We start from the raw sequence: 25,879 nt of genomic DNA on the forward strand, positions 1-25,879 counted from the left end.
GCGCTGCGGGCACCGCAGCGTCTTCATCCCTGCCGCGCCAGGGCCTCGCCGATGATCCGGGTGCCTTCCGGGTACGCGCCCGGGTTCGGGCCCGAGTAGTTGAGCCGGATGAAGGCGCCGGCGGGCTCGGCCGGGAACCATTCCGTCCCGGCTGCGATGATCACGCCGGCGTCCTCGCAGTCGCGCACCAGCCGGGGCAGGTCCGTCCCGTCGGGTAGGCGCAGCCACAGATTCAGCCCGCCCTTGGGCAGGGCGTCGATGTGCGCCTGCGGGATATGCCCGCGGACGCTGGTGGCCAGCAGGTCGCGGCGTGACTGGAGCTGGTGGCGGAGGCTGCGCAGGTGCGTCTGCCATCCCGGCTGGGTCACCACGTCCAGGGCAGCGGCCTGCAGCAGGCCGCTGACGTACATCGACTCCGCGGCGCGGTGGGCCAGGATGCGCTCCCGCGCCGGTCCGCGCGCGATGACCGCCGCGATCCGGATGGCCGTGGAAACGCTCTTGGTCAGCGACCGGATGTAGACCACGTGGCCCGCGTCGTCCTGGGTGGCCAACGGCAGGGGGTCCGAGGTGATGCCGAAGTCGTGGGCCCAGTCGTCCTCCACCAGGAACGCGCCGTGCCGCCGCACCACCTCCAGGATCTCTCCGCCGCGGCCGCGCGACCACTGCGCGCCGGTGGGGTTCGCGTAGTTCGGCTGGGCATAGAACGCGCGGGCCCCCGATTCCGCGAAGGCCCGGTCGAGATCGTCCGGGTCCGGACCCTCCGGGCCGCTGGGTACCGGCACGGTCCGCACCCCGGTCTGGGCAGCGGCGAGGATCGCGCCCCAGTATGAGGGTGACTCCATCAGCAGCGGCTGCCCTGCTCCCACCAGGGCCCGGAAGATCGAGCTGAGCCCGCTTTGGCTTCCGGGCAGCACGATCACGTCATTCGCTGCCGGGGGAGTGACGCCCACCGGAGTCGCCTGCCCCAGTTCGTGGGCGAACCACTGCTGCAGTTCCGGCATCCCGGCGGCAGGTGGCCGGGACAGCGCGGCATCCCCGCGCGCCGCCCGGGCCAATGCTGTCCGGACCAGCCGCTCGGGCAGCAGTTCCCTGGCCGGGTACCCGGAGTGGAACCAGATGGAGTCGCTGGGCACGTTGCGCATGGTGCTTGACGACGGCGGCAGTGCGGACGACGGCGAGCGCAGTGCTGCCGTCTGCCAGCCATAGTCCAAGGGCCGCGCGGTCCGGACGGCACGGACGAAGGTGCCCACTCCGGGCCGGCTCTCGATCAGCCCCTGCGAGGTCAGCGCCTGCAGGGCCTTCTGCACCGTCACCGGGCTCGCCTGGTAATCAGCCACGAGGGAGCGGGTGGATGGCAGCCGCGCCCCGGGGGCGGCGCTGGAAATCCACTGCTTGAGTGCCAGAACGATCCGCGCACTGCTATCGTTATTCATGAAAGTACATAGTAGCGCTACTCTTCTTTCCCGCCCAGTGATACCGCCTCGGCCCTTAATCGGGATCTGGTGGGGACTCCTCGGCGTGGCCGCCTTCTCCTTCACGGTTCCCTTCACCAGGGTTGCGGTGCAAGGCCTGTCCCCGCTGTTCATCGGTTCGGGCCGCGCCGTCGCCGCCGCAGTCCTTGCCGCCGCGGCCCTGGCCATTACCCGGCAGCGGCTGCCCCGGCCCCGCACCTGGGCCAGGCTGGCACTGGTGGCCGGCGGCGTCGTCGCCGGCTTCCCGCTACTCACCTCCTACGCCCTCACCGCAGTGCCTGCCGGACACGGTGCCGTGGTCATCGCGCTGCTGCCCGCGGCCACGGCAACTGCCGCCGTCCTGCGCACCCGCGAGCGTCCGCCGCGCGCCTTCTGGGCCGTGATGGCCCTTGGCTCACTGGCCGCCATCGTGTTCGCGTTCCTGCAGTCCGGCGGACCAGGCCACCTGCACTGGGCCGACCTGCTGCTGCTGGGAGCCGTGGGATGCGCCGCCGTCGGCTACGCCGAAGGGGGACTGCTGGCCCGTGAACTCGGTTCGTGGCAGACCATCGCCTGGGCCCTGGTCCTCGCCGCGCCGGCGATGCTGCTCCTGATGCTGGTCGCCATGGCCGCCCAGCCGCCGTCGGCCACCCCCGTCCAGTGGGCCACCTTCGCCTACCTCGCCGCGGTAAGCATGTTCCTGGGCTTCTTCGCCTGGTACCGCGGCCTGGCCATCGGCCCGATAGCGCAGGTCAGCCAGATCCAGCTGGTCCAGCCGGTCCTCAGCATCGGCTGGGCAGCGCTCCTGCTGGGGGAACCGCTCACCTGGACCACCGTCATCGGCGCCCTCGCCGTCATCCTCTGCGCCGCGGCAGCCGTCCGCGTCCGGCTCAAACCAGCCCGCTGACCTCCTGGAAGGACTTTCCCATGTACATTCCCGCCCATTTCGCCGCCCGATCCGAGGCCGTCCAGGACCTCCTTTCGAGCCCCGGGGCGGCCAACCTCATCACCGTGACGGACCAGGGACTGCTCGCCACCCTCCTGCCCTTCGACTTCGCCCCGGACGTGGGGGAGCACGGGGCGCTGCAGGCCCATATGGCGCGCAACAACCCCCAGTGGTCGGCGTCCAGCAAGGGCGAGGCGCTGGCCATCATCCAGGGTCCGGACGCCTATGTTTCGCCGTCCTGGTACGCCTCCAAGGCTGAGCACGGCCGCGTGGTGCCCACGTGGAACTACAGCACCGCCCACGTGTATGGCGAGCTGGTCATCCATGACGACGCCGGCTGGCTGGCGGGGCACGTCCGGCGCCTGAGCGACATGCATGAGGGCGCCCGGGAGCATCCGTGGTCGGTGGACGATGCTCCGAAGAAGTTCATCGCGGGCCAGTTGCGCGCCATCGTGGGCGTGGAGCTGGTGATCACGCGGATCGAGGCGAAGGAGAAGCTGAGCCAGAACCGCTCCGCCGCCGATGCCGCGGGGGTGGCTGCGGGGCTGCGGGCCGGCGGGAAGGAAGCCGGCGCTGCCGCCGTCGAACGCGTCCGGCGTTGACGCAGCGCCTCAGGCTGCCCGCTCGAGCAGGACCATCACTTCGTAGTGCGTGGTCTGCGGGAACATGTCCAGGACCCGGGCCCGCCGCGCGGTGAATGAGGGGAGCGCTGCGAGGTCGCGGGCCAGGGACTGGGCGTTGCAGCTGGAGTAGACCACGTGCTGCACGTCCGAGGACTCCAGCCAGCCGCACAGTTCCTTGCCGATCCCGCGCCGCGGAGGGTTGACGATCACCAGGTCCGGAGAATGTTTCGCGGCGAGGGCAAAGGCGGTGGCGTCGCCGGCCTCGAACTCCATCCCCTGCAGTCCGGCTTCGTCGCTGCTGAGACGGGCCGAGACGATGGCCTCGCTGCTGAATTCGATGCCGGTGACCGCGCGGCCCGGCCCTGCGCAATGCAGGGCAAAGCCGCCCACGCCGCAGTACAGGTCCCAGACGGAGGCCGGCGCCAGCTCGCTGACCCACTCCCGCCCCTGCCGGTACAGCGCGGCGGCCATGTCGGTGTTGGTCTGAAAGAAGCTCTGCGGCCGCAGGTGCAGGTTGACGTCGTTGACGCGCATCTCCAGCGTGGACTGCTCCGTCAGCAGGATTTCCCGGTCGCCTTCCAGCACCGCTTTGTGTTCCGGGAGCAGGTTGACCGAGGCCACCTTCACCTGCGGCAGGATGGCCAGCAGGTCCGGGAGGTTCTTGCGGATGCGGGGCAGCAGCTGCTCCGAGCGCAGGACCAGGCGGAGCATGATGCTGCCGTCCGGCGACTCGGTGATGATGACGTGCTTGAGTTCGCCGCTGCGCTTGGGGACGTCGTAGGGGGTAAGGCGGTTCCTGCGGATGAAGCCGGCCAGCGCGGGGAAGACAGCGCGGAGGCCCGGGGAGCAGACGCCGCATTTGCGCAGGTCCACGCCATGCCCGTCGGCGTCAAGGATGCCGATGGTGGGGTTCTGCGCTGTCCCGCCGACCACCATTTTGGCCTTGTTGCGGAAGCCGGATTCCTGGCTGGCAACCGGCGGCAGCCACTCCATGTCCGTGTGCCCGGCGAGGAGGGCCTGGCAGTGCAGCTGCTTGCCCGCCAGCTGCTCCTCGTAGGGCCTGCCCATGTGGGTGCAGGAACGGCAGCGGCCGGCATCAAAGTAGGAACAGTGCATGACCGGACAAGTTTACCCGCTCGCCTTCCCGGCCACGGAGCGAACGCCCGACGGCGGCACCCGGCCAGGTGCCGCCGTCGTCCCCAGGAAGACCGGCACGAAAGTAACACCGTGCAATATGTGCATGAAGAAATGCTTTTAATGATGAAAAGTTCGAGCACCGTGCTAGTTTCGCAAGGTCATCGTGCATTTCTTCGTTTGGAGACCCGTGGAACCCTCACCCCTCACGCTGGACCCCAGCCCGGCAGCGACGCAGGAGGCGGAGTCCGCCCTTCGCCGTTCCATGGGACCGCGGCATTTGGTGATGATCGCCATGGGTGGGGTCATCGGGTCCGGCTTGTTCGTCAGTTCGGGCTACACGATCTCCCAGGCGGGTCCGCTCGGTGCGGTGATCGCCTACCTGGTCGGGGCGTTCGTGGTGTACCTCGTGATGGCGTGCCTGGGCGAACTGGCCATCGCCTATCCCGTGTCCGGGGCCTTCCATATTTATGCCGCCCGTTCCATTGGGCCGGCCACAGGCTTCGCCACCGCCTGGCTCTACTGGCTGTGCTGGGCCGTCGCCATCGGCTCGGAGTTCACCGCGTCCGGCCTGCTGATGCAGCGCTGGTTCCCGGATGTGGACGTGTGGGTCTGGTGCCTCGTCTTCGGCGCCGTCCTCTTCGGCCTCAATGCCGTCTCCTCCCGGTTCTTCGGCGAGTCCGAGTTCTGGTTCGCGATCATCAAGGTCGGCGCCATCATCGCCCTGATCGTCCTGGGTGGCGCCGCACTGTTCGGCTTCCACCCCCTGGCCGGCGAGGGCGGCCACCCAAGCCTGTTCGGGAACTTCGCCACCGAATCCGGACTGTTCCCCAACGGTTTCACCGGCGTCCTGGTCACCGTGCTTGCGGTCTTCTACGCCTTCTCCGGATCCGAACTGATCGGCGTCGCCGCCGGCGAGACCAAGGATCCCGCCACCGCCATCCCCAGGGCGATGCGCTCCACTGTCATCCGGCTGCTCATCTTCTTCGTCGGCGCCATCGCGGTCATCGCCGCCACCATCCCGTACACCGAAGTGGGACTGGACGAAAGCCCGTTCGTCACAGTCTTCTCCGCCGTCGGACTGCCCTTCGCGGCGGACATCATGAACTTCGTCATCATCACCGCGCTCCTGTCCGCCGGGAACAGCGGGCTGTTCTCCTGCGCCCGGATGCTCTATTCGCTCGCGGACGAAGGCCACGCCCCGCGTGCCCTGAAGCGGCTCACCCGCCGGGGCATTCCCCTCACCGCGCTGGCACTGAGCATGGTGGGCGGCCTCGCCTCCCTCATCAGCAGCGTGGTGGCACCGGAAACGGTGTACCTGGTGCTGGTGTCCGTGGCCGGGTTTGCCGTGGTGGGCGTCTGGATGTCCATCACCGCCTCGCATTTCTTCCACCGCCGGGCCTTCGTCCGCAACGGCGGCGACGTCGCGGCCCTGCCCTACAAGGCCCCCTTGTTTCCGCTGGTGCCCATCCTGGCATTCACCCTCTGCGTCGTCTCCCTCATCGGCATCGCGCTGGACCCCGCGCAGGCTGCCGCCCTGTACTTCGGCGTCCCGTTCGTGGCAGCCTGCTACGCCTACTTCCACTTCCGGCACGGGCGCAAGGCAGTGTCCGTCAACTAACCACCGTGGAACGCGCGACGACGGCAACGGCGGCAGGTGCTTACGGCAGGTGCCGGGGCGCCGCCGTCGTCCATCTACCTTGGGTGCCGGCTGGGTGCCGGTCCCGTGGCGACGGCCGCCGCGGGACCGTGAACAATGCCGTGGAACAACCTCGTGGAACAGCGCCGTGCGACAATGGGGTGCGTAATGATGGCCGGGGACTGGTGGGTGAGCGTGGAGTCAACGTCGGTTGAGGCGTCGTCACTGGCGCAGGGCCTGCGGATCGTGCGGCTCGTGGCTGACCGCGAGAAGCGGGGACGGCAACTGCTCGGCGTATCCCAACTCGCCACGGAACTGGGCATGGAGCAAAGCCGGGTATCCCGGCTGACGCAGGAGCTCTGTGCGCTCGGACTCCTGGAACGCGGGGACCGCGGACCCTTCCGGACCGGTCCGCGCTTCTTCACGCTGGCAGCCTCACTCAACACGGGGTGGGTCCGGGAGGCAAAAGCAGAGCTCGAGGGACTCGTGGCAAGCCTGGGTCTGCGCGCCCGGCTCTCGGTCCGGGACGGCTTCCGCGTGGTCCTGCTCCGAAACTCCAGCAATGACTCGGTGCCAGGCAGCTTTGTCACCCCGGGCATGGTCACCCCCGCCTGGTGCACCGGCGCGGGCCGGGCCTTGCTGTGGGACTTTGACCGGGCCGCGCTGGACAGCCTGCTGGCTGACGTGAATTTCATCGGTATCGGCGGTCCCGGTGCCGCCCATTCCACCAACGGAATCTGGGAGCTTATGGTCCGGGACCGGGATGCCGGCTTCATTGCGGCCGACGAGGAGTTTGAGCACGGGGTACTGGAGCTTGCGGTGCCGGTGCGCGGCCCCGGGGGCTCCGTCATTGCCGCGGTCAGCGTCCTCGGCCCCCGTTCCGGGATGGTGCCAGGCTCCGCGGCGGAGGCGCTATGGCATTCCGCGAAGCGCCTCGGGGCCGCTGCAGGTCAGGGCTGAGGCGGGAAGCCCAGCCTCGACTCCAGCCACCGCCCCTGTTCCACGAGTGCCGCCGCGCAGGAGTCCCGCCGCGGCTGCAGCCGGTCCCTGATCCCGACGATCTGCAGGGCCGCCACCACGTCGCCTTTGAAGTCACGGATGGGGACGGCCAGGGAGTAGAGGCCGGGCTCGGCCTCCTCGTCCACGATTGAGTATCCGCGGGTCCTTGCCGCATCGCGCCGGGCAAGGAACTCCTCGATGCTGGCAGGGGTTTTTGGTCCGTGCCGGACAAAGGCAGCATTCGCAAAGACTGTGCGTACCTCCGCCTCCGGTGCTTCCCACAGGACAGCCTGGCCGGCGTCGCTGCAGTAGGCGGGGTAGGGCCGGCCCAGCCAGGAGCCCACCAGGTTGCTGCTGGCGGGAACACTCTCGCCGATGGTCACCGTACTGTCGCCCTGCAGCACCCCGAGGAAGCATGCCTCATCGGTGCCGGCGGCCAGGGCCTCCAGGGCGGCGGCGCCGTCAGACTGCAGCCGGCTGGCCGTGATGAGCTGGGCGTCGGTGAAGAAGTCCCATCCAAGGGTGTAGGCGCGGCCGCTGCGGACCAGGAAACCTTCCTGCTCTGCGGTGCGCAGGCTGCGTGCTACCTGGCTGCGGTCCTTTTCCAGGTCCACAGCGACCTCGGCCACGGAGGCGCCGGGACGCCCCGCGGCGTGGCGGGAGCCCACGGCCAGGACGGCCATGAGTCCGCGGCCCATGCTGGAGGTCTTCGACATGGTTCCGAGTCTAGCGATCAGGCTCCGGGCTCACCGCGGGCTTGCCGTACCCGCGGGATCGCGGTACGGCGGGCTTGCCGTACCGCGGGCTGACCGCGGGATCGCCGGAACGGTGCAGGGACGCCGAAGCGTTCCGGTGACTCCAGCGCTCTTCCGGTGACTCCAGCGCGTGGCCCTGGCCCAGGCGTTGGGGAGAGGCGTAACAGTCACGTGGAGCATAAGGAGATGCTTATAGTGATCAGATGTCTCCCACTTCATCGCTGTCTGCTGTACTGGCGTCAGGTCGGGCCGTGCTTTCCGACGGCGCCCTGGCCACGGAACTTGAGGCCCGCGGCTGCAACCTTAACGACCCGCTGTGGTCCGCCAAAGTACTGCTCGAACAGCCCGGGCTGATCAGGGACGTCCACCGGGATTACTTCGCGGCCGGCGCCAGCATCGCCACCACCGCCAGCTACCAGGCAACACCCCAGGGTTTTGCGGCGCGCGGGATCGGCGGCAAGGAAGCCCTGGACCTGGTAGCGCTGTCCGTCCGCCTGGCAGATGAGGCCCGGCGCGAGTACCTGGCCGAGGCGCCGGACGCCGGGCCGCTGCTGGTTGCCGGCTCCGTTGGTCCGTACGGCGCCTACCTCGCGGACGGCTCGGAGTACCGCGGGGACTACGCGCTGACGCCGGGGGAGTTCACGGACTTCCACGGTCCCCGGGTGGCTGCGCTGGTGCAGGCCGGCGTCGACATCCTGGCGTGTGAAACGCTGCCCTCCTTTGCCGAAGCGGAGGCCTTGTTGGCACTCACCGGGGAATACGGCGTCGACACCTGGTTCTCCTTCTCCCTGCGCGACGGCGCCCACATCAGCGACGGCACACCCCTGGCAGAAGTCGCGTCGCTCCTGGATGAGCAGCCCCACGTCGCAGCGGTGGGGATCAACTGCGTCCCGCTGCACCTGGTCACCCCTGCACTCTCGGCACTGCGGCTGGACACGGACAAGCCACTGCTGGCCTATCCCAATTCAGGGGAGGCCTACGACCCCGGGACCAAGACCTGGGGTTCGGGCGGCGGAGAGGGGGAGCAGGGTCCCGCGGACCTCGCACAGGGAACCCCCGCCTGGCAGAAGCAGGGTGCCCGCATCATCGGGGGCTGCTGCCGGACCACCCCCGGTGATATCGCGGCCATCGCAAAGGCCAGGTGAACCTGGGCCCGATCGGGAACACTGCAGTCTCCCCGGATGTTAATCCCAGTGGAGAGACGAACGATGGACAACAGGACTTACCTAGCACTCGTAGTACCGGCAAGCAATGCCGAAGCGATCCGCATCGAGCAGGTGGAAACCGACCGCAGGGCCCTCGAAGCCTTGGTGGGCGGGCCCCTGGAATCGGTGATCCGCGGCGACTGGCACGTGTACCTGAACGCCGAAAGCGTCACCACGTTGCTTCCTGTGAACTTCCGGGCCGGCCAGTTGCTGCACGAATGCGGCCTGGACCTTGACGGAATCCGGGGCACCGCGGTGTTCCTCGGCCGCGGCGAACACGGGGCCGAAGCGGACCTGCCGGAGCACCTGGCCCGGCTGGCGGAGCAGCTTTTCGGGGCACCGCTGGCCGCGTGAAGCCAATGCGGACAGCGGCGCCCCGAACCGGATGTCAGCTGATGGCAGCGCAGACATCCGTCACAGTGCCCGAACCAGTGAACATGCCACCGACTTCGCGGCCCTTCTTATCCAACGTCCAGCTCACAGTCCCGGTGGTGTAGTAGAGGCCCGCCGGATGGCCGTTCGCTTTGGGGACCGTGATCAGGTTCGGTCCAGTCGCCGTCACAAACTGGCCGCCGTCGGACAGGTTCTGGACCATGACCACGCCTGTAATGACGTAGCTGAGCGAATCGCCCGGACCCGTAACAGTAATTCCCAGGTCGGGGGCGGTAAAGAACTGGCGGTCGCCGGGGAGGTTGATGACCCCGAGTTTCCCAGAGGCCTGCAACTCGGCTTTGAAGCCGGGGCAGTCCGCTGTGAAGGAGACATCGATCGGCTCTGGCACGGCGCTGGCTGCCGAGGCTGCCGGTGTCGACGCCGCCAACGCGCCCACGGCAAGGCTTGCCGCGGCCAGTCCACGCGTAACGCTGTTCGTCTTCATTGGATTTCCTTTCGCTTTGTGCGGTTGGGTGCACCAAGAATCGCGTGTCGCGCTTAAGCCGTCCTTAATTTGCCCCTCGTCCCTCTCCGGATGCGGTGCTGCGGCCGCTGCCGCCCGCCGTCGCGGGGCACATCAACAGCGATCTGCCCCGTCCCGGCCATGAATCCCGGCGTGTCCGTGTCAATGTGCCCCACGTTGGCCGCAACAGCCGCAGTCGACGGCGGCCGCTATTCGCCGCGCAGCCCGTAGGTGGTCAGCACGTTGCCTTTGCTGGTCCGCGACTGCTCCTGCAGCACCAGGCGGGTCAGCGGGTCGCCCTCCCCGAACAGGTGGCGGCCGCTGCCGGCGATCACGGGATGGGTCATCAGCGTCAGCGAGTCCAGCAACCCGGCAAACAGCAGCTGCCGCACCACGGAGATGCTGCCGCACACGGCGATTTCACCGCCGTCGCGTTCCTTCAGCCGGGACACGAACTCCTCAAGCGGCGCGTCCATCAGCTGCGAGTTCTGCCATTCCAACGGTGCGGTCAGCGTGCGTGACGCCACGAACTTCTCCACTGGATTGATGAAGCGGGCGAAGTCCTCATCCGTGGCGGCGGTGGGCCAGTAGCCTGCCCACTCCTGGTAGCTGACGCGGCCCAGCACCACGGTGTCCACCGTGTTGATCATCGTGGCCAGGCCCTGGCCGAGCTCCTCGTCGAAGCTGTCGAACTGGAACTTAAAGGGATCGGACACCACGCCGTCCACGGAGTGGAACAGGCCGGCGGTCACCTTGCGCATCGGAGCCTCCAATGGTTGAGCGGACAGGCTTTAGGCTATGCGCCGGGCACCGCTCGGGGAAGGGTTTTTCGGACGACGGCGGGCGCCCACGTTACATTCATCACTCGCCGTTGCGTCTTGCGCAGTTTCGCCCCGGCTGGGCTTCATACTTGTCTTTGAACGGCTTATGCCGTCCCCCGGCCAGGCAGGAGGAAGTGCATGGAAACCCTGAAAAAGATCGTGACCAACCAGTACTTTCCCGCCGGCGCCGTGCTCACCGCCGTGCTCCTGTTCTGGGTGGTGGGCATGCTGGGCGGCCTGTCGCTCCTGAACAACAGCCAGCCGCCGCTGACCACCCTCACCTGGATGCTGTTCGTCTACTCGGCCGCGGTGCTCACCCCGCTCGCCGGCCTCCTGGCAGCCCTTGACCTGCTCCGCCGGTGGCGCAGCAACCGGACCGCGGCCTCCGCGCCCGTTGAACATACTGACCCTGCCGCCATGCCGGCGTCGGACCCTGCTCCGGTGCCGCACCCCGCCCCGGCAGAGGCTGCCCCGCAGTCCGCAGCGCCGGCCCCGCAGTCCAACGCCACGGCCCCCAGGCCGGCCCAGCCCGCATCGAAGCCGCGGCCCGGGCGCAACGAAGCAGCCTGAGCGCAGCTAGCGCCCCTTCAGCGCGTTGAGCGCTTCCTCCGCGTGGTCCAGGGCGTGGGCGAGCCGCTCACCGGGTTCCGGCAGCGAGAACAGGAACCCCTGCAGGGAATCGCACTCCAGTGCCGTGAGGTAGTCCGCCTGCGCCGGCGTTTCAATACCCTCCGCCGTGACGGTCAGGCCCAGGCTGTGGGCCATGTTGATCATGGAACTGAGGATGGGCAGCCGTTCGTTGCCGGTGCGCACCATGGAGACGAAGGTCTTGTCGATCTTGACGGTGTCCACCGGCAGGTCCTGCAGCCTGCCGAGCGAGGAATAGCCGGTGCCGAAGTCGTCCAGGGCCACGCGGGCACCTGCATCCCGCAGGGTGCTGAGCTGGTTGATCAGGCTGCAGTCGGCGTCGAAGAAGACGCTCTCCGTCACCTCGAGGACCAGCTGGTAAGGGGCAACGCCGCTCGCTTCCGCGAGGCCGAGGACGGTCCCGGCGAAATCCGGTTCCTGCAGCTGGACACCGGAAACATTGACCGCCAGGGACCGCGACGGGTCCTCGCTCAGCCAGTCCGCCAGTTGCACCATGGCGGATGCCATCACCTCGGCACCGACCTCGCTGATCAGTCCGGTGCGCTCGGCCAGCGGAATAAAGACCGACGGCGGCACGCGTTCGCCGCCGCGGTCCCACCGTGCCAAGGCCTCCAGCTGGACCACCTGGCCCATCCGGTGGGAGACGATCGGCTGGAAATCCACGGTGATTTCGCCGCGCGGGACGGCCAGCTGCAGGCCGCTTTCCATGTGGGTGCGCTGCACCAGGGCCTGCATCATGTCCGGGTGGAAGCGCAGGAACCGGTTCTTCCCGGCGGCCTTCGCCGCGTACATGGCGATGTCCGCGTGGCGGAGGAGCTCCGACGGGCCCACGCTGTCCTGGCCCAGGGACGCCAGGCCCAGGCTGAGCCGGGGCCGCAGCACGGTCCCGCTGATGGTCACCGGCACGTGCAGGCAGCGCACGATGCATTCGGCGATCGCGTCCGCGTCGGGGCAGGCCGTCAGCAGCACCACGAACTCGTCGCCGCCCAGCCGCGCCACCACGTCCGCCGTGGGAACGCAGCCGCGCAGCCTTCGCGCCACTTCGATGAGCATGTCGTCGCCGGCCTGGTGGCCCAGGATATCGTTGACTTCCTTGAAATCGTCCAGGTCCAGCAGCAGCACGTCCACGGTCTTCAGCCGCGGCTCCTGCAGGGACCCGACCAGGGCCTCGTTGAACACCGCCCTGTTCGCCAGCCCCGTCAGCGGGTCCTGGAACGCCATGGTCCGCAGCTTTTCGGCCTGCGCGGCGAGGTCCAGCATGGCCTGCTGCGCCTGCTCCTGGGCTTTCCGGCGGGGCGTCACATCACGGAAGCTCCACACCCTGCCCACGATGTTCTCGCCCACGCGCTGCGGCCGGGAATAGCGTTCAAAGGTACGGCCATCCTTGAAGTCCACCACGTCGTGGCTTTCAGCGGCCGGATTGTCCTGGAGTTCACCGAGCCGGGCCATGAAGGCTGGCAGGTCCGCCACCTGCTCCACAATGAGGCGCATGACAGGTTCGTCGCTGTCCCCCTCCATGAGTTCAGGCGGGATGCCCCACATGGTCAGGAACTGGTCGTTGAATCCTGCCACCCGCCCGTCGTTGCTGATCACCAGGATGCCGTCCGCGGTGGATTCAAGGGTGGCGGTGAGCAGGGACATGGCTTGCCGGAGGTTGGTGTCCTCGGTTTTGCGGTGCGCCATGCTGCGCACCGAGAGCAGGAGGCGCGGACCGGCATCAGTCTCCGCTGGCGCGTCGCCTGGCGCCGGTTGGGGGAACAGGGCGGCGGCCACCTCTGCGGAGAATTCTGTCCCATCCCGGTGCAGCCAGCTCATCTCCCGGGGCGGGTGCTGTTCCTGCGGTTGCCTCAGCAGCAGCTGGAACATCTGCTCCACCTCGTTGCGAGACCCTGCCGCGAGCAGCGACCGCTGGTCCATTCCGATGAGTGCTTCCTGGCTGAACCCCAACAGCGTTGCAGCTGCGGCGTTGGCTGCAAGGATGGTCCCGTCCTCGTCCAAGGCGAGAAGGGCGTCCGGTGCCGCCTCCACAATGGCGCCGAACCTTCGTAATGCCACATTGTCGCCACGGCCGCGAAAACCGGTCATTGCACCACCCCTTCGCCATCATAAATGGCACCTGCGCAAATTGGAGGAGTAGCGCCAAATACGTTAAAAGACTGTTGTCCGCGGTGATGCCGCGGACATGAAAAAGCGCCGTCCTCCAAGGGAGTCCGGCGCCTTTCGCTAATGAATCAGGGGTGCTGTTACACCCGGCGTCCGCTGCGGTTCGTGACTGCCCCGTAGATGAGCAGCACGACGATCGAGCCGAGGATGGCCAGCAACCAGGTCCTGAGATCGAAGAATTCGGCCAGGCCGCCGCCAAAGATCAGCGATCCGATCCAACCGCCAAGAATGGCCCCTACAACGCCGAGGACCATGGTTACCACCCAGCCGCCACCCTGGCGGCCCGGCAGGATCGCCTTCGCGATAGCGCCAGCTATCAGGCCCAAAATGAGAAATCCGAGAATGCCCATGTTGTCACTCCTTGTCAGTAAGTTATGCCGGGTCCCCCAACTCCGGTTCCCTCATTCAATCAGCATGCTTACTTACCTGCAAGGGTTTGAATATCACAGGATGACTGTCAGTTTGCCGGAATTGCAGGCCGCCTTTAAGCCGGTCAAACCGGCTGGCTAGTATTGGGTATTCGCGAACGAAGACCAAGGAGCCCCGGCATGTCCAGCCATTCCCACCGCCCGCGGGCCATCTTCCTGGACGTCGACGGCACGTATGCAGACCACGGATTGGCGCCGCAGGCGCACGTGGACGCCGTGCGCACCGCCCGCCGGCTGGGCCACCTTGTCTTCGTATGCACGGGCCGGCCGCTTTCCATGGTTCCGGACCACATCCTCGACGCAGGCTTTGACGGCACCATCACCGGCGCCGGCGCCCGGGTGGAGCTGGAAGGGGAGGTCCTCAAGGATACGCGCTTCAAGCCCGAACTGGCCCGGCTCATCGTGGACACGCTGGACGCCCACGACGCCGCCTACATCCTCGAGGCGCCTGAGGCCCTGCATGCCCGCGCCGGCATGGACCAGCGCCTCCGCCGGGTGCTCGCCCCCGTCTTCGCCGGCCGCGTCCGCCACGACGGCGTCCTCATGACGGACGTCGATCCGGTGGAGGACATCCTGGGCCCGGTGCAGTACAGCGATGACGTGCGCGGGATGTCCTTCGCCAAGATTTCCTGCTTCGACTCGCCCGTGCCACTACCCAGGCTGATGGGCGCCTTGGGGCCGGAGATCGGCCTCATCCCGAGTTCGCTCTCCGCTCTCGGCGACGGCGCCGGCGAGATCTTCATGGCGGGTACGCACAAAGCAGTGGGCATCGCGGTTGTGGCTGCCCGCCTGGGACTGGACCGTGCGGACATCGTGGCCATCGGCGACAGCGCCAATGACATCGAGATGCTTGAATACGCCGGCATCGGCATCGCAGTGGAAGGCGGCCATCCAGACGTCCTCGCCGTCGCCGACAAGGTCACCGCAGGGCCGGCCGGCAACGGCGTTGCCCTGGCGTTCGCCGAGCTGGGACTCCTGGACTAGGCGTACCCGGCCAGGTTTCAGCCCACGGCCGCCGAAGCGGCAAAGGCACCTGCAGAGGTCCCAAGGCCGCGCACCACCCAGCCTTCCTCCCGCCACGCCGGCGCATCCAGTGCGTTGCGTGCGTCCAGCACCACCCGGCGCCGGACCAGCGAGCCGGCAACGGCCGGGCGCAATCGGCGGTACTCGTCCCACTCGGTCAGGAGCAGGACCAACTCGGCCCCCTCAAGCGCGCGCGGCGTTGACGCTTCGAAGCGGAGGCGGGGGTAGCGCAGCCAGGCATGGTTCACTGCCTGGGGGTCGGTCACGGTGACGTGCGCGCCGGCGGCAGCGAGCCGGTCGGCGACATCCAGGGCGGGGGAGTCGCGGATGTCATCGGTGTCCGGCTTGAAGGAGGCGCCAAGGACAGTAATGGCGCGTCCGGCCAGGGTGCCGCCGCAAAGCCCGCGCGCCAGGTGGACGGTGCGCTCGCGCTGGCCCATGTTCACCGAGTCCACCAGTCCCATCCAGTCCCGGATGGCGGGGATTCCGAGCGCCGCGGCATGGGTGCGGAAGCTGCGGATGTCCTTGGGCAGGCAGCCACCGCCAAAGCCCAGGCCGGCATGCAGGTACCGGCTGCCGATCCGGGGGTCCAGGCCCATCGCCTCGCTGAGTTCCGCCACGTCCGCGCCCGAAGCGTCGCACAGTTCGGCGACGGCATTGATGAAGCTGACCTTGGTGGCCAGGAACGCGTTCGCTGCCGACTTGATCAGTTCGGCAGTGGCGAAGTTGCAGACCAGCCGCGGTATCCCTGCCGCCAGGAGTGGTTCGTAGACAGCATCGAGGACAGCCGTCACGCCCAGCGGCGCCCCGGTGGCTTTAGTGAAGGCGGCAGCGCGGCCGCCGTCGACGCCGTACACCAGCCGGTCGGGCACCAGCGAGTCCTTCACCGCGGTGCCCTGCCGGAGGAACTCGGGGTTCCAGCCCAGCAGTACGTCCGGTCGTTCGGACATCAGGCGGCGAAGCAGTTCCACGGTGCCAACGGGCACCGTGGATTTGCCTACGACGACGGCGCCAGCGGCCAGGTGCGGCAGCAGGGCTTCCGCCGCGGAGACAAGGAAGGTGAGGTCGGCGGCGTCGGACGTTTTGTCCTGGGGCGTCCCCACGCAGAGGAAGTGCACCTGGGCGTCCGTGGCATCGGCGGCCTCCGTGGAGAACCGGAGCCTTCCGGTGGCCCGGCCGTGCTGCAGGAGCTCGTCCAGCCCGGGTTCGTGGAACGGTGCGCTTCCGGAGGCGAGCTGTGCCACTTTGTGATGGTCGACGTCGATGCCCACCACCGTGTGCCCCATGGACGCCAGGGTGGCGGCGTGGACCGCGCCGAGGTAGCCGCAACCGATGACAGAAACTTTCATAGCCTTGCTCCCTTGACGTTGGTTGTGCGTGTGAGGACAGGACCGCTGGCGATGACGTCCGTGTAGTGGCGGACCAGTTCCCGGCAGAGCGCGGGCCAGGTCCGGTCCTGGACCGAGGCGTGGGCCGCGGCCGCGAACGCCCGGCGCTTGGCGTCGTCGCCCACCAGGTCCTGCACGCGGGCACGCATGCCGGCCAGATCCCCGGGTTCGTAGAGCCATCCGGTCCGCGAATTTTCCACCAGGTCCAGCGGGCCGCCGCGGCCGGTGGCCACCACGGGTACGCCCGATGCCATGGCTTCCTGGATGGTCTGGCAAAAGGTCTCGAACTCGCCCGGATGGACGAAGAGATCGAAGGATGCCATGGCGCGGGCCAGGTCCTCGCCGCCGAGGAATCCGGTGAAGGCCGCGTCCGGCAGGGCCTCTTCCAGGGCCGACCGCTGGGGCCCGTCGCCCACCACCACCAGCCGGGTATTGGGGATTGCGGTGAGGGCAGCAAGGTCTTCCACCTGCTTCTCCACGGCAAGCCTGCCGACGTAGCCGATGATCCGCTCCCCGCCGGGGGCCACCGAAGCCCGCCAGCCGCCGTCGCGCTTGTCCGGCGAAAACCGCACGGTGTCCACGCCGCGGCGCCACATCCGGACCCGCGGGATCCCCCGGCCGCGCAACTGGTTCAGCGCGAACGTTGAGGGGGCCAGGGTGCGGGTGGCCAGCAGGTGGATGTTCTCCACACGGCTCCAGGCCCAGTTCTCGAGGAAGGGCACGCCATACCTGGCGGCATAGCTGGGGACCTCGGTCTGGTAGATGGCCACGGCCGGGATGCCCAGCTGGTGGGCGGCCTGCGCGGCCCGCCAGCCCAGTACGAACGGCGAGGCGAGATGGACGACATCAGGTGCGTAGTCGGCAAGGATGCGCTTGACCCGGTACACACCGCCCATCGCCACCCGGACATTCGTGTATCCCGCCAGCGGAACTGCGGGAAGCCTGTGGATCTCCGCACCGTTGACGTAGGCCGGTGCTTGGCTGTCGTGGGCGGACGGGGCGATGACCAGGACGTCGTCGCCCCGGTTCTGGAGGTGGTCCAGCACCCGCAGGATGGAGTGCGTGACTCCGTTCATCAGCGGCAAAAATGATTCAGCAACAATCGCGATCCTCACCCTTCAACCGTGGGCGCCGTCCTTGAAATGGCGGGGGAGAAAGCGTTACCCGGAAGAGAAGGCCGGGTGAACAACAGATCGGCGGGTTCAAAAAAATTACTAAGTAGGCTTGGCATCTGATGCTAAGCATGCTTACGGTAGAGGTGCAGTCAGCGCAAAGCCTCAAGCAGCCGGGGCGGAAGCCGGACACTTGGGAAACCCCCGGTCCGGTACGTCCATCGCTGGCAGACCCAGTGCAAAGACAGATCCAAGGAGAGTCATGCTCAACAGGAACAATCTTGAAGACCTGCTCAACCGCGGCGGCCACGTTGTTGGATCCGACGGCGCGAAGATCGGCTCGATCGGACAGCTGTACGCCGACGACGACACGGGCGAGCCCACGTGGGTCACCGTCAAGACGGGCCTCTTCGGCACCTCCGAGTCTTTTGTGCCCGTTGAGGGCGCACACCACCAAGGCGACGACCTCGTGGTTCCGTACACCAAGGAACACGTCAAGGATGCCCCCCGTGTAGACGCGGACGGGCACCTCACCCCCGAGGAAGAGGACCGCCTCTACACCTACTATGACCGCGGCGCCCGGACCTACACCGAAGCGCGTACCGGCACGGAGCGGGACGTCGACCTGCAGGGCGACGCCGACTTGAACGCCGGCACCCCTACGACCGGACTTACCGCCGGCCGGGACACTTACGACCGCGACGAGACCGCGCGCGGAACCGTCGGCCACGACACGTCGGGGCCGACCACCGATGACGCCATGACGCGTTCCGAGGAACGGCTGCACGTCGGCAAGGAACGGGAAACCACCGGCCGCGCACGGCTGCGGAAGTACGTCACCACTGAGAACGTCACCAAGACGATCCCCGTGGAACGTGAGGAAGTCCGCGTTGAGCGCGAGCCCATCACTGACGCGAACCGCGGCGCCGCCCTCGACGGACCGGCGATCAGCGAAGAGGAGCACGAGGTTGTCCTCCACGAGGAACGCCCGGTCGTCGAGAAGGAAGCCGTTCCGGTGGAGCGGGTCCGGCTGGACAAGGACGTGGTCCGCGACGACGTCACGGTGAATGAAGAAGTCCGCAAGGAGAACATTGACACGGATGGCGACACCCGCCGCTGATCCGGTCCCCGCAGGCTGAACCCCGCGCCTGGAGGCGCACCGCCACAGCGGCACCTTCAGAGCGTTAGACGGCGCCGGGAGTCCCACCGGGACTCCCGGCGCCGCTGTGTGCCGTCATGGCCGTGGCCTGCCGGCACAAAAATGCTGGTGCAGCCGCAACAACGGCGCCTGCACCAGCCAGTAGGACGAATATCTTCAGAACTTACGGTTCATCTCTCATTCGCGGCTCCTGTTTTCCCGGTTTACGGATTCCGGGCCCGTAGCTGGCGTGTCCGAAACCGGAAGCCAGCGAAAATCGCAGTACACCCTCGGCGGGGGTCGGTGGTGGTATCAGATATCAATTTTACGGCCCGCCCCGGGAAAAAGCGCCGGGGCGGTGTGCACTGATTATGCGGCCGTCAGGCGCCTGTCGTTCGCAGGCGCGGGGCACGCCCCGTGACACCATGGAACACGATGAAACTGCGTGCTGATCAGACCGGAGACCGTGGCCTTCCCATGCCCCTGTGGCTGCAGGGCGCCCTCGAGACGGCGCAGGCTGCCATCATTTCCGCGCTGGTGGTGGTGGCGCCTATCGTGGCTGTCTGGGCCACTGCCGGATTCCGGAACGGCCAGTTCGAGGTCCTCGCCCGCCTGGCCGGGCAGTCCTGGCTCCTGGTCCACGGCGTTCCGCTGGAACTTGCTGGCGCCGGGCCAGCCTCCGCTTCCCACGGCACTTCGGACCTCCTGAGCCTGGTACCCCTCGGCCTGACCCTGATCCCCTTCCTCCTGGCATGGCGAGCCGGCCGGCGGTTGGCGCGCGCCTCCTACACGGACCAGCTCTGGCAGGCGCTGCTGGGGTCGTGGGCGGTGTATGCCGCGTTCGGTGCCGCCACCGGCTTCGTGTGCCGGACGCCCGACGTCGTCATCAACCTTTGGTACGCCCTGCTGGTTCCGCTGATCCCGTACGGGTTGGGCATGGTGGTCGGAGCCCGGAGGGAAGCGGGGTCCTGGAGCCGGCTGATCGGTGTGGACGCAGTGGACTGGATCTCCCGCACCAGCCAGCACTCACGCTGGGCCGGCTCGTATTTCGCTTCCGCCGCGAAGGCAGGTTTCGTGGCGGTGGCCGCCGCACTCACCCTGGCCGCCGTCCTGCTGGCCGTCGACCTGTTCATCCACTGGAACCTGGTGGTGGCAGTCTATGAAGCGCTCGACCCCGGCCCGGTAGGTGGTGCCGCCCTCACCATCGCGCAGCTTGGGTTCCTGCCGAACCTGGTGGTGTTTGCCCTGGCCTGGACCTCGGGCGCCGGATTTGCGATGGGCGCCGGTTCCCAGGTGGGACCCCTGGGCACGGCTGTGGGGCCACTGCCTTCGGTCCCTGTGCTGGCAGCCATTCCCTCGGGGCCCCTGGATTACGCCTTCGTGGCACTGATCGTCCCCGTGCTGGCCGGAGCCGTTGCCGGCTGGTGGTTCCTCAGGGAAGGCGAAAACCACTTCGACGAATGGCTCGCCATCAAGGTCCGGGCGCGCTGGTTCACGGCGACGGTGTCCACCCTGGTGCTCGGCGTGCTGGTCGGCGCGGCGGGAGGGCTGCTGACGGTCTGCCTGGCCTGGGTGGCCAGGGGATCGGCCGGCATTGGCCGCCTGACCGACATTGGACCTGACCCATTCTGGACGGCCCTGTGGGTGGCCGCGGAGGTGGGGGCCGGCGTCGTGATTGGCTACGCAGCGGGCCCGTGGCTGGAACGCGAGAAAATCGTTGCCGCGGAACAGGATGTGGAACTGGTCCGCTAGGACCAACGGCCGTGGCCGGGCTACCGCACCCGGGTGGGCAGCACATCCTGGAACTGCACCATGCAGGCGTGGGTGGCGCAGTCGGTCAAGGCGCGGGCCACGCAGGCCTGGTACTCGCGCACCTGGTCAAAGAACACCATGGTGCTGACGATCAGCAGCACCATGACAGCGGCGACCACCAGGCCTGAAATGGTGCCGAACAGCACCAGCCTGGATTCCCTCAGCCGGACCGCCCTGACCAGCAGGACCACGCCGAGGACAATCCCGGCGGCCGTGAGGAACGTGGTCAGCCACAGGTAGTTGACGTCAAGCTGGTAGACGAAGAACGCGCCGAGCACGGAGACAACGAACATGCGGAACAGGGTGTGGGTCTTGGCGAGGGAGGCCTTGGCCGCCTCGCTGGGCGCAGGCCTGGCCTGCTGCTTCCCGCCCTGCCCCGGTGTGCTGTTCATGTTTTCCAGCGTACGCGAGCGTGCACCTAAGCTGGACCAATGCGAATCGTCGTCCTCGTTTCCGGAACCGGGTCCAACCTCCAGGCCGTCATCGACGCCGTGAAGGCGGGCCAGCTCGACGTCGAGATCGCGGCGGTGGGGGCAGACCGTGAAGGCACGTTCGGCGTCGAGCGCTCCGCCGCGGCGGGCATCCCCACGTTCGTGGTGGACTTCAAGGCCTATCCGGACCGGGCCGACTGGAACGCCGCGCTGACCGAAGCCGTGGCCGCGTACAAGCCGGACGTGGTGGTTTCCTCCGGCTTCATGCGGATCGTCAGCCCGGATTTCATCGACGCGTTTAACGGCCGGTACCTCAACACCCACCCCGCGCTGCTCCCGGCTTTTCCCGGAGCCCACGGCGTGCGGGACGCCATGGCCTACGGCGTGAAGGTGACCGGCTGCACCGTGCACTGGGCCGACGCCGGCGTGGACACCGGACCCATCATCGCCCAGGAGGCCGTGGCTATCGAGGAGTCGGACACCGAGGAGACGCTGCACGAGCGCATCAAGGTCGTCGAACGCAGGCTCCTGGTGTCTACCTTGGCCGCCCTCGCCGCCCACCCCTCGTTCTCCGCGTCCTGAAGCCGGCCTCGACGTGCGCGAAAAGGAACCTGCGTGTCGACTATGAGCGGCCGCGTCGCCGAACGCCCTACTCGAGGCGGCGCTGGCGGGTTTCGGGGGAGAAGAACGCCATCCACAGGACGGCGGCCAGCACCAGCGCCCCTGCCAGCGCAAAGGACGTGGCCAGCCCCAGTTCGGGCCAGAAATAGTTCGCGAAGATGAGCGGACCGAACCCGGCCCCCAGCCGCGAGAACGTCGACGCCCAGCCGAACCCGGTGCCGCGCAGCTCAGTGGGGTAGAGCTCTGAGACGTACGCATAGAGCACCGGGATGGCCACCTGGACCACGAACCCGAACACCAGCAGCCAAAACACCGCGGCCGTGGGGATATCCACCACGATCGCCACGATGACCAGGGTCAGCGCGGACAGCGGGCCGGTGATGGCCAGAATCCATTTGCGGCCCACCCGCTCCACCAGCAGGGCTGCCACCACCACGCCCAGGAAGCCGACGGCCGCCATGGACGCAGTGGTCACGAACGCCTTGTATTCGGCGAACCCGGCCCCAATCAGGATCCGCGGCATCCAGGTCAGCGACAGGTAGTACACCAGGAGGATGCTGAAGAAGAGGGACCACGCAGCGGCGGTGATCTTCCAGTTGAACTGCCAGACGGAGCGGAGCTGCGTCCAGGCGCTGCCGGCCGAAAGCCGCGGCACATCCCTGGCATCGGGCAGGCTGTAGGCGCGCGCCTCTGCTCCGGTGGCTGCCACCAGCCCGTCGATGATCCGGGCCGCCTCCTCGCGGCGGCCCTTGCGGATCAGGAACAGCGGCGACTCAGGGACGCTGCGGCGGACCCAGAACACCAGCAGTGCCGGCAGCACCATGACCAGCATGGTCAGGCGCCAGTCACCGTACAGTGCCACCAGCCCGGCGGAGACGAACCCTGCCAGGGCGGCCCCGATGGGCCACCAGCCGTCCATCGCCGTCAGCACCTTCCCGCGCTGCTTCCGCGGAGTGAACTCACCCACCAGGGCGTAGTCCACCGGGATGCACCCGCCCAGCCCGAAGCCGGCCATGAACCGGAAGACGCAGAACCACGCAAAGTCCGGAGCAAACGCACCGAGCACGGTGAACACGGAGAACAACAGCAGCGTGGCGGTGAATGCCTTTTTGCGCCCGACCGTGTCAGCAATCGTGCCCCAAATAAAGGCGCCCAGCGCCATGCCGACCAGGTTGGCGGTGCCCACCCAGGCCGCGTCGCCGGCGGTCAGGGACCAGTGCTTGGACAGCAGCGGGATCAGGATGCCGTTCAGGGTCACGTCCCAGGCATCGAACATGAAGCCCAGGCCCCCGATCAGGAAGATCCTGCCCTGGACTTTCCAACGCCAGGGCAGTTCCTGGACCACCTGTTCGCCGCTGGGCACAGTGGTGTAAGTATTCATCGCCGCCTCCTGGGAAAACTCTAGCCCGGCCCCGGGTGTTCATACTCGGGCGGACACACCTGCCGAAGCTGCGCTTCGCGATAAACTGGCCGTATCCCCACCAACCGCGGCACTGGTCCGCGAGATAAGACGGAGACATTTGTGAGCTTCACGCAGCATGAGCGCGTATCCATTGACCGTGTACCCATCCGCCGGGCCCTGATCTCGGTTTACGACAAGACCGGCCTGGAGGAGCTCGCCAAGGGCCTGCACGAGGCGGGCGTGAAGCTGGTGTCCACCGGCTCCACGGCCAAGAAGATCGCCGCCGCGGGCATCCCCGTCCAGGAGGTGGAGGAAGTGACCGGGTCGCCTGAGATGCTGGACGGCCGCGTCAAGACCCTGCACCCGCGCGTGCACGGCGGCATCCTGGCCGACCGCCGCGTCGCGGCGCACATGGAGACGCTCACGCAAATGGACATCGAGCCGTTCGACCTCGTCGTGGTGAACCTCTACCCGTTCGTGGAGACCGTCAAGTCCGGTGCCGCGCAGGACGACGTCGTCGAGCAGATCGACATCGGAGGCCCCGCCATGGTGCGCTCGGCAGCGAAGAACCACGCCGCCGTCGCCATCGTGGTGGATCCGTCCTTCTACGGCCAGGTGGTGGAGGCCGCAGCCGCCGGTGGCTTCGACCTCAAGACCCGCCGCCGCCTCGCGGCCAAGGCCTTCGCCCACACCGCGTCCTACGACAATGCGGTTGCCACCTGGACCGCCAGCCAGTTCCTTGACGAGGACGGCGACGGCGTCATCGACTGGCCCGCCTACGCCGGCTTGTCGCTGGAACGCTCAGAGGTCCTGCGCTACGGCGAGAACCCGCACCAGCAGGCCGCCCTCTACGTGGACAACGCCGCGCCCGTGGGCATCGCGCAGGCAGACCAGCTGCACGGCAAGGCCATGAGCTACAACAACTTCGTTGACGCTGACGCCGCCCTGCGCGCCGCCTTCGACTTCAGCGAGCCGGCCGTCGCCATCATCAAGCACGCCAACCCGTGTGGCGTCGCAGTTGGCTCCGCCGACGCCGCCGACCCCATCGCCGACGCACATGCCAAGGCCCACGCCTGCGACCCCGTCTCCGCATACGGCGGCGTCATCGCCGCCAACCGCACCGTCACCGCCGGCATGGCCGACACCGTCAAGGACATCTTCACCGAAGTGGTCATCGCGCCAGGCTTCGAGCCCGAAGCCGTGGAGATCCTGTCCAAGAAGAAGAACATCCGCCTCCTCGCCCTGCCCGAGGGCTACGGCCGCTACCCCACGGAGTTCCGCCAGGTCTCCGGCGGCATGCTGGTCCAGGTCACCGACAAGGTGGACGCGGAGGGCGACAACCCCGCCAACTGGACCCTCGCCGCCGGTGAGGCCGCGGATGAGAAGACCCTCGCGGACCTCGCCTTCGCCTGGACCGCCTGCCGGGCAGCCAAGTCGAACGCGATCCTCCTCGCCGAGAACGGCGCAGCGGTGGGTATCGGCATGGGCCAGGTCAACCGCCTGGATTCCTGCCGGCTGGCCGTGGAGCGGGCCAACACCCTGGGCGTGAAGGTGGAGTCCGACGTCGACGGTGCCGGCGGTGCCTCCAACGCCGACGCTGCCGGCGCACCGGAGCGGGCCCGCGGCGCCGTGGCAGCTTCGGACGCGTTCTTCCCGTTCGCTGACGGACTGCAGATCCTGATCGACGCCGGCGTCCGGGCAGTAGTGCAGCCCGGCGGATCCGTGCGTGACGACGAGGTAATCGCCGCCGCCAACGCGGCCGGCATCACTATGTACTTCACGGGAGCCCGCCACTTCTTCCACTGATCCCCATCAATAGATCGTGTTAAAGACGACGGCGCCCGTCCCCTCGGTGGGGACGGGCGCCGTCGTCGTTTGTTCGTTGAGCCGTGGCCCGGTGCGTGCCTAGCGTTCCGGGCCGGGGGAGCCGGATTCTGGTTCTCCAGTGCCCGCGCCCCTCTGCTTGAGACGCGGACCTTCCTCCGGAAACCGGAGCTCCCGGGGCTTGGCTTCCGCCATCCGTTCCTCTGTCCAGTACTCGAGGACCTCGTCGGGTGACTGGTTCAGGTCGACGTGGCTGACGTCGCCCTGGCTGGCCCCGCCGTGGCCCGGCGCTGGTTCTTTATGCTGCTGCTGCACTGTTGTAGGTGGCCTCGATGACGGAGCCCCAGTACGGGCCGTACATCACTGCGGAGCGGTTGTAGCCGTAGCTGTTGATGGAGTTCTGCAGGCCGTCGGAGCTGGTGCCGATGAACCACGGGCCGCCGGAGGAGCCGCCGGTCATATCGCAGGGAATGCCCTGGCTGCCGAACTGCGGGTTGTTGGGGTCGTCCGTTGCCGTCCCGGTGCAGCTCTTGAGCGTCTCACCGTTGAACGGTGCTGCGGCGGGGTAGCCGTAGGACTTGTAGGTCAGCCCGCGGGCCTGGTTGAAGGCCACACCCGAGCCGCCGACCACGGACGTCAGGGTCTGGTTCTGCGTGTTGCGGTTCACCACGGCGAACCCGGTGTCGTAGGTCATGTCGCCGTTGGTGACCCACTGGGTGGGGGCGTACAGGGCACGTGCGGCCCATTTGCCGTAGGGGGCGTTGCCGTTTTCGTAGGCGGGCACGAAGACGAAGTTGGTGGCGTAGGCGCCGGGGCCTTCGTTCACGCAGTGACCGGCCGTGGACACCGTGCTGCCGTTGGCTGAGGAGACGGCGTTGCCCGAGCAGACGTAGTTCGACCCGCCCAGGGTGAAGAAGACCTTGCCGATGTGGGAGACGGGGACTTCGCTCTGGGCGATGGTCTGCTTGCCCCTGGTGGCCTTGGTGGTGCTGGCCTTGCCCTTTTCCACGATGTCGGCGCTGGAGCGGTTGCCGCGTTCCAGGGCTTTCCCGGCCAGGACGTCTCCGGGGATGGCGCTCTGCATCCGCTCGGCGGTCCAGTAGTCGGCGGCACCTGCTGCCTCCACGGACGCCTTGGTGACCGAGGGATTCGCCTGGTCCCCGGACGGTGCCGGTGCAGCGGAAGCTCCGCCTGCTGAGGTGAGTGCCAGCACGGCGGCTGCCGAGAAGGCCAAGAGGCCGGAGGCCAGAGACCTGGTGCGTGTCATTGTTGTCCTGTCTTAACGGGGTTGGGCCCGGGGTCGGGAGTGACGTAGCGAATTTATCGTCATATGACAAGTTTGTAAACAGTAGTGACGTCTCATGTAGGGGTTGCCCGGCCCTTCCCGTCCCCGGGGGACGGGAGATGCCGACGGCGCCACA

General features: G+C 67.8%; 25 protein-coding genes. 12 read left to right on the plus strand and 13 right to left on the minus strand.

Features of this window, described 5'->3' with window-relative positions; all coding sequences use genetic code 11:
* Positions 1-23: 23 nt before the first annotated feature.
* Positions 24-1,433, minus strand: coding sequence for a PLP-dependent aminotransferase family protein (locus K4G53_RS03955; RefSeq protein ID WP_221384203.1), 1,410 nt, complete (start codon positions 1,431-1,433; stop codon positions 24-26).
* Here K4G53_RS03955 and K4G53_RS03960 point away from each other — a divergent pair.
* Both K4G53_RS03960 and K4G53_RS03965 read left to right on the plus strand, forming a co-directional pair.
* A complete protein-coding gene (locus K4G53_RS03960; protein ID WP_221384204.1) occupies positions 1,432-2,358 on the plus strand; it encodes a DMT family transporter in 927 nt (308 codons plus the stop codon). The two genes, K4G53_RS03955 and K4G53_RS03960, sit on opposite strands and share 2 nt — an antisense overlap.
* A 20-nt stretch (positions 2,359-2,378) precedes the next feature.
* Positions 2,379-2,999: an FMN-binding negative transcriptional regulator gene (locus tag K4G53_RS03965; protein ID WP_221384205.1), complete on the plus strand. Its 621-nt coding sequence runs from the start codon at positions 2,379-2,381 to the stop codon at positions 2,997-2,999.
* A gap of 9 nt (positions 3,000-3,008) precedes the next feature.
* Here K4G53_RS03965 and rlmC read toward each other — a convergent pair whose 3' ends face one another.
* A complete protein-coding gene (gene rlmC / locus K4G53_RS03970) occupies positions 3,009-4,136 on the minus strand; it encodes a 23S rRNA (uracil(747)-C(5))-methyltransferase RlmC (protein ID WP_221384206.1) in 1,128 nt (375 codons plus the stop codon).
* A 208-nt stretch (positions 4,137-4,344) separates the two neighbouring features.
* On the opposite strand from rlmC, the gene K4G53_RS03975 reads away from it, so the two are divergent.
* Together K4G53_RS03975 and K4G53_RS03980 are read left to right on the plus strand one after the other, a co-directional pair.
* Positions 4,345-5,775 carry an amino acid permease gene (locus tag K4G53_RS03975; protein WP_221384207.1) on the plus strand — a complete coding sequence of 477 codons (1,431 nt, stop codon included), beginning with the start codon at positions 4,345-4,347 and terminating at the stop codon, positions 5,773-5,775.
* A gap of 186 nt (positions 5,776-5,961) precedes the next feature.
* Positions 5,962-6,753, plus strand: a complete 792-nt coding sequence (locus K4G53_RS03980; protein WP_260323192.1) for an IclR family transcriptional regulator — start codon at positions 5,962-5,964, stop codon at positions 6,751-6,753.
* On the opposite strand, the gene K4G53_RS03985 is transcribed toward K4G53_RS03980, so the two are convergent.
* Complete coding sequence (locus K4G53_RS03985; protein ID WP_221384208.1) at positions 6,744-7,508, minus strand: IclR family transcriptional regulator; 765 nt, start codon at positions 7,506-7,508, stop codon at positions 6,744-6,746. The genes K4G53_RS03980 and K4G53_RS03985 overlap by 10 nt on opposite strands.
* 242 nt (positions 7,509-7,750) lie before the next feature.
* Between K4G53_RS03985 and mmuM the strand changes: the two genes are divergently transcribed.
* Both mmuM and K4G53_RS03995 read left to right on the plus strand, forming a co-directional pair.
* Positions 7,751-8,692 (plus strand): homocysteine S-methyltransferase, encoded by a 942-nt coding sequence (gene mmuM, locus K4G53_RS03990; RefSeq protein WP_221384209.1) that lies wholly within the window; start codon positions 7,751-7,753, stop codon positions 8,690-8,692.
* A 63-nt stretch (positions 8,693-8,755) separates the two neighbouring features.
* On the plus strand, positions 8,756-9,106 hold the full coding sequence (locus K4G53_RS03995; protein WP_221384210.1) for a hypothetical protein: 351 nt from the start codon (positions 8,756-8,758) through the stop codon (positions 9,104-9,106).
* A gap of 34 nt (positions 9,107-9,140) precedes the next feature.
* Here K4G53_RS03995 and K4G53_RS04000 read toward each other — a convergent pair whose 3' ends face one another.
* Both K4G53_RS04000 and K4G53_RS04005 read right to left on the minus strand, forming a co-directional pair.
* The gene (locus tag K4G53_RS04000; protein ID WP_221384211.1) at positions 9,141-9,629 is read right to left on the minus strand and encodes a hypothetical protein; all 489 of its coding nucleotides are present in this window, start codon (positions 9,627-9,629) and stop codon (positions 9,141-9,143) included.
* Positions 9,630-9,856: 227 nt separating this feature from the next.
* The gene (locus K4G53_RS04005; protein WP_221384212.1) at positions 9,857-10,408 is read right to left on the minus strand and encodes a dihydrofolate reductase family protein; all 552 of its coding nucleotides are present in this window, start codon (positions 10,406-10,408) and stop codon (positions 9,857-9,859) included.
* Positions 10,409-10,606: 198 nt separating this feature from the next.
* Here K4G53_RS04005 and K4G53_RS04010 point away from each other — a divergent pair, with 198 nt between their 5' ends.
* Positions 10,607-11,038, plus strand: a complete 432-nt coding sequence (locus K4G53_RS04010; protein ID WP_221384213.1) for a hypothetical protein — start codon at positions 10,607-10,609, stop codon at positions 11,036-11,038.
* A gap of 6 nt (positions 11,039-11,044) precedes the next feature.
* Here the strand turns inward: K4G53_RS04010 and K4G53_RS04015 are convergent, their stop codons facing one another.
* Together K4G53_RS04015 and K4G53_RS04020 are read right to left on the minus strand one after the other, a co-directional pair.
* Positions 11,045-13,201, minus strand: a complete 2,157-nt coding sequence (locus K4G53_RS04015) for a bifunctional diguanylate cyclase/phosphodiesterase (protein WP_221384214.1) — start codon at positions 13,199-13,201, stop codon at positions 11,045-11,047.
* Between the two features lie 158 nt (positions 13,202-13,359).
* Positions 13,360-13,629, minus strand: a complete 270-nt coding sequence (locus tag K4G53_RS04020) for a GlsB/YeaQ/YmgE family stress response membrane protein (RefSeq protein ID WP_221384215.1) — start codon at positions 13,627-13,629, stop codon at positions 13,360-13,362.
* Between the two features lie 198 nt (positions 13,630-13,827).
* Between K4G53_RS04020 and K4G53_RS04025 the strand changes: the two genes are divergently transcribed.
* The gene (locus tag K4G53_RS04025) at positions 13,828-14,691 is read left to right on the plus strand and encodes an HAD hydrolase family protein (RefSeq protein WP_221384216.1); all 864 of its coding nucleotides are present in this window, start codon (positions 13,828-13,830) and stop codon (positions 14,689-14,691) included.
* Positions 14,692-14,708: 17 nt separating this feature from the next.
* Here K4G53_RS04025 and K4G53_RS04030 read toward each other — a convergent pair whose 3' ends face one another.
* Both K4G53_RS04030 and K4G53_RS04035 read right to left on the minus strand, forming a co-directional pair.
* Complete coding sequence (locus K4G53_RS04030) at positions 14,709-16,079, minus strand: UDP-glucose/GDP-mannose dehydrogenase family protein (RefSeq protein WP_221384217.1); 1,371 nt, start codon at positions 16,077-16,079, stop codon at positions 14,709-14,711.
* Positions 16,076-17,233 (minus strand): glycosyltransferase family 1 protein, encoded by a 1,158-nt coding sequence (locus K4G53_RS04035; protein ID WP_221384218.1) that lies wholly within the window; start codon positions 17,231-17,233, stop codon positions 16,076-16,078. The genes K4G53_RS04030 and K4G53_RS04035 overlap by 4 nt, the downstream gene beginning before the upstream one ends.
* Before the next feature lie 259 nt (positions 17,234-17,492).
* Here K4G53_RS04035 and K4G53_RS04040 point away from each other — a divergent pair, with 259 nt between their 5' ends.
* Both K4G53_RS04040 and K4G53_RS04045 read left to right on the plus strand, forming a co-directional pair.
* Positions 17,493-18,350: a DUF2382 domain-containing protein gene (locus tag K4G53_RS04040; RefSeq protein WP_221384219.1), complete on the plus strand. Its 858-nt coding sequence runs from the start codon at positions 17,493-17,495 to the stop codon at positions 18,348-18,350.
* A 453-nt stretch (positions 18,351-18,803) separates the two neighbouring features.
* Positions 18,804-20,120: a DUF6350 family protein gene (locus K4G53_RS04045; RefSeq protein WP_221384220.1), complete on the plus strand. Its 1,317-nt coding sequence runs from the start codon at positions 18,804-18,806 to the stop codon at positions 20,118-20,120.
* Between the two features lie 20 nt (positions 20,121-20,140).
* Here the strand turns inward: K4G53_RS04045 and K4G53_RS04050 are convergent, their stop codons facing one another.
* Positions 20,141-20,572 (minus strand): hypothetical protein, encoded by a 432-nt coding sequence (locus K4G53_RS04050; RefSeq protein WP_221384221.1) that lies wholly within the window; start codon positions 20,570-20,572, stop codon positions 20,141-20,143.
* Between the two features lie 39 nt (positions 20,573-20,611).
* Between K4G53_RS04050 and purN the strand changes: the two genes are divergently transcribed.
* Positions 20,612-21,193 (plus strand): phosphoribosylglycinamide formyltransferase, encoded by a 582-nt coding sequence (gene purN / locus K4G53_RS04055; RefSeq protein WP_221384222.1) that lies wholly within the window; start codon positions 20,612-20,614, stop codon positions 21,191-21,193.
* 67 nt (positions 21,194-21,260) lie between these two features.
* On the opposite strand, the gene K4G53_RS04060 is transcribed toward purN, so the two are convergent.
* The gene (locus tag K4G53_RS04060) at positions 21,261-22,613 is read right to left on the minus strand and encodes an MFS transporter (protein WP_221384223.1); all 1,353 of its coding nucleotides are present in this window, start codon (positions 22,611-22,613) and stop codon (positions 21,261-21,263) included.
* 141 nt (positions 22,614-22,754) lie between these two features.
* On the opposite strand from K4G53_RS04060, the gene purH reads away from it, so the two are divergent.
* Positions 22,755-24,440 carry a bifunctional phosphoribosylaminoimidazolecarboxamide formyltransferase/IMP cyclohydrolase gene (gene purH, locus K4G53_RS04065; RefSeq protein WP_221384224.1) on the plus strand — a complete coding sequence of 562 codons (1,686 nt, stop codon included), beginning with the start codon at positions 22,755-22,757 and terminating at the stop codon, positions 24,438-24,440.
* 99 nt (positions 24,441-24,539) lie between these two features.
* Here the strand turns inward: purH and K4G53_RS04070 are convergent, their stop codons facing one another.
* The gene (locus tag K4G53_RS04070; protein ID WP_221384225.1) at positions 24,540-24,773 is read right to left on the minus strand and encodes a hypothetical protein; all 234 of its coding nucleotides are present in this window, start codon (positions 24,771-24,773) and stop codon (positions 24,540-24,542) included.
* Entirely contained in the window at positions 24,757-25,725 is a 969-nt protein-coding gene (locus K4G53_RS04075) for a serine protease (RefSeq protein ID WP_221384226.1), read from the minus strand. Before K4G53_RS04075 ends, K4G53_RS04070 begins: the two co-directional genes overlap by 17 nt.
* Between the last annotated feature and the right edge of the window lie 154 nt (positions 25,726-25,879).

The organism is Arthrobacter sp. MAHUQ-56 (assembly GCF_019710585.1).
Taxonomy (GTDB): domain Bacteria; phylum Actinomycetota; class Actinomycetes; order Actinomycetales; family Micrococcaceae; genus Arthrobacter.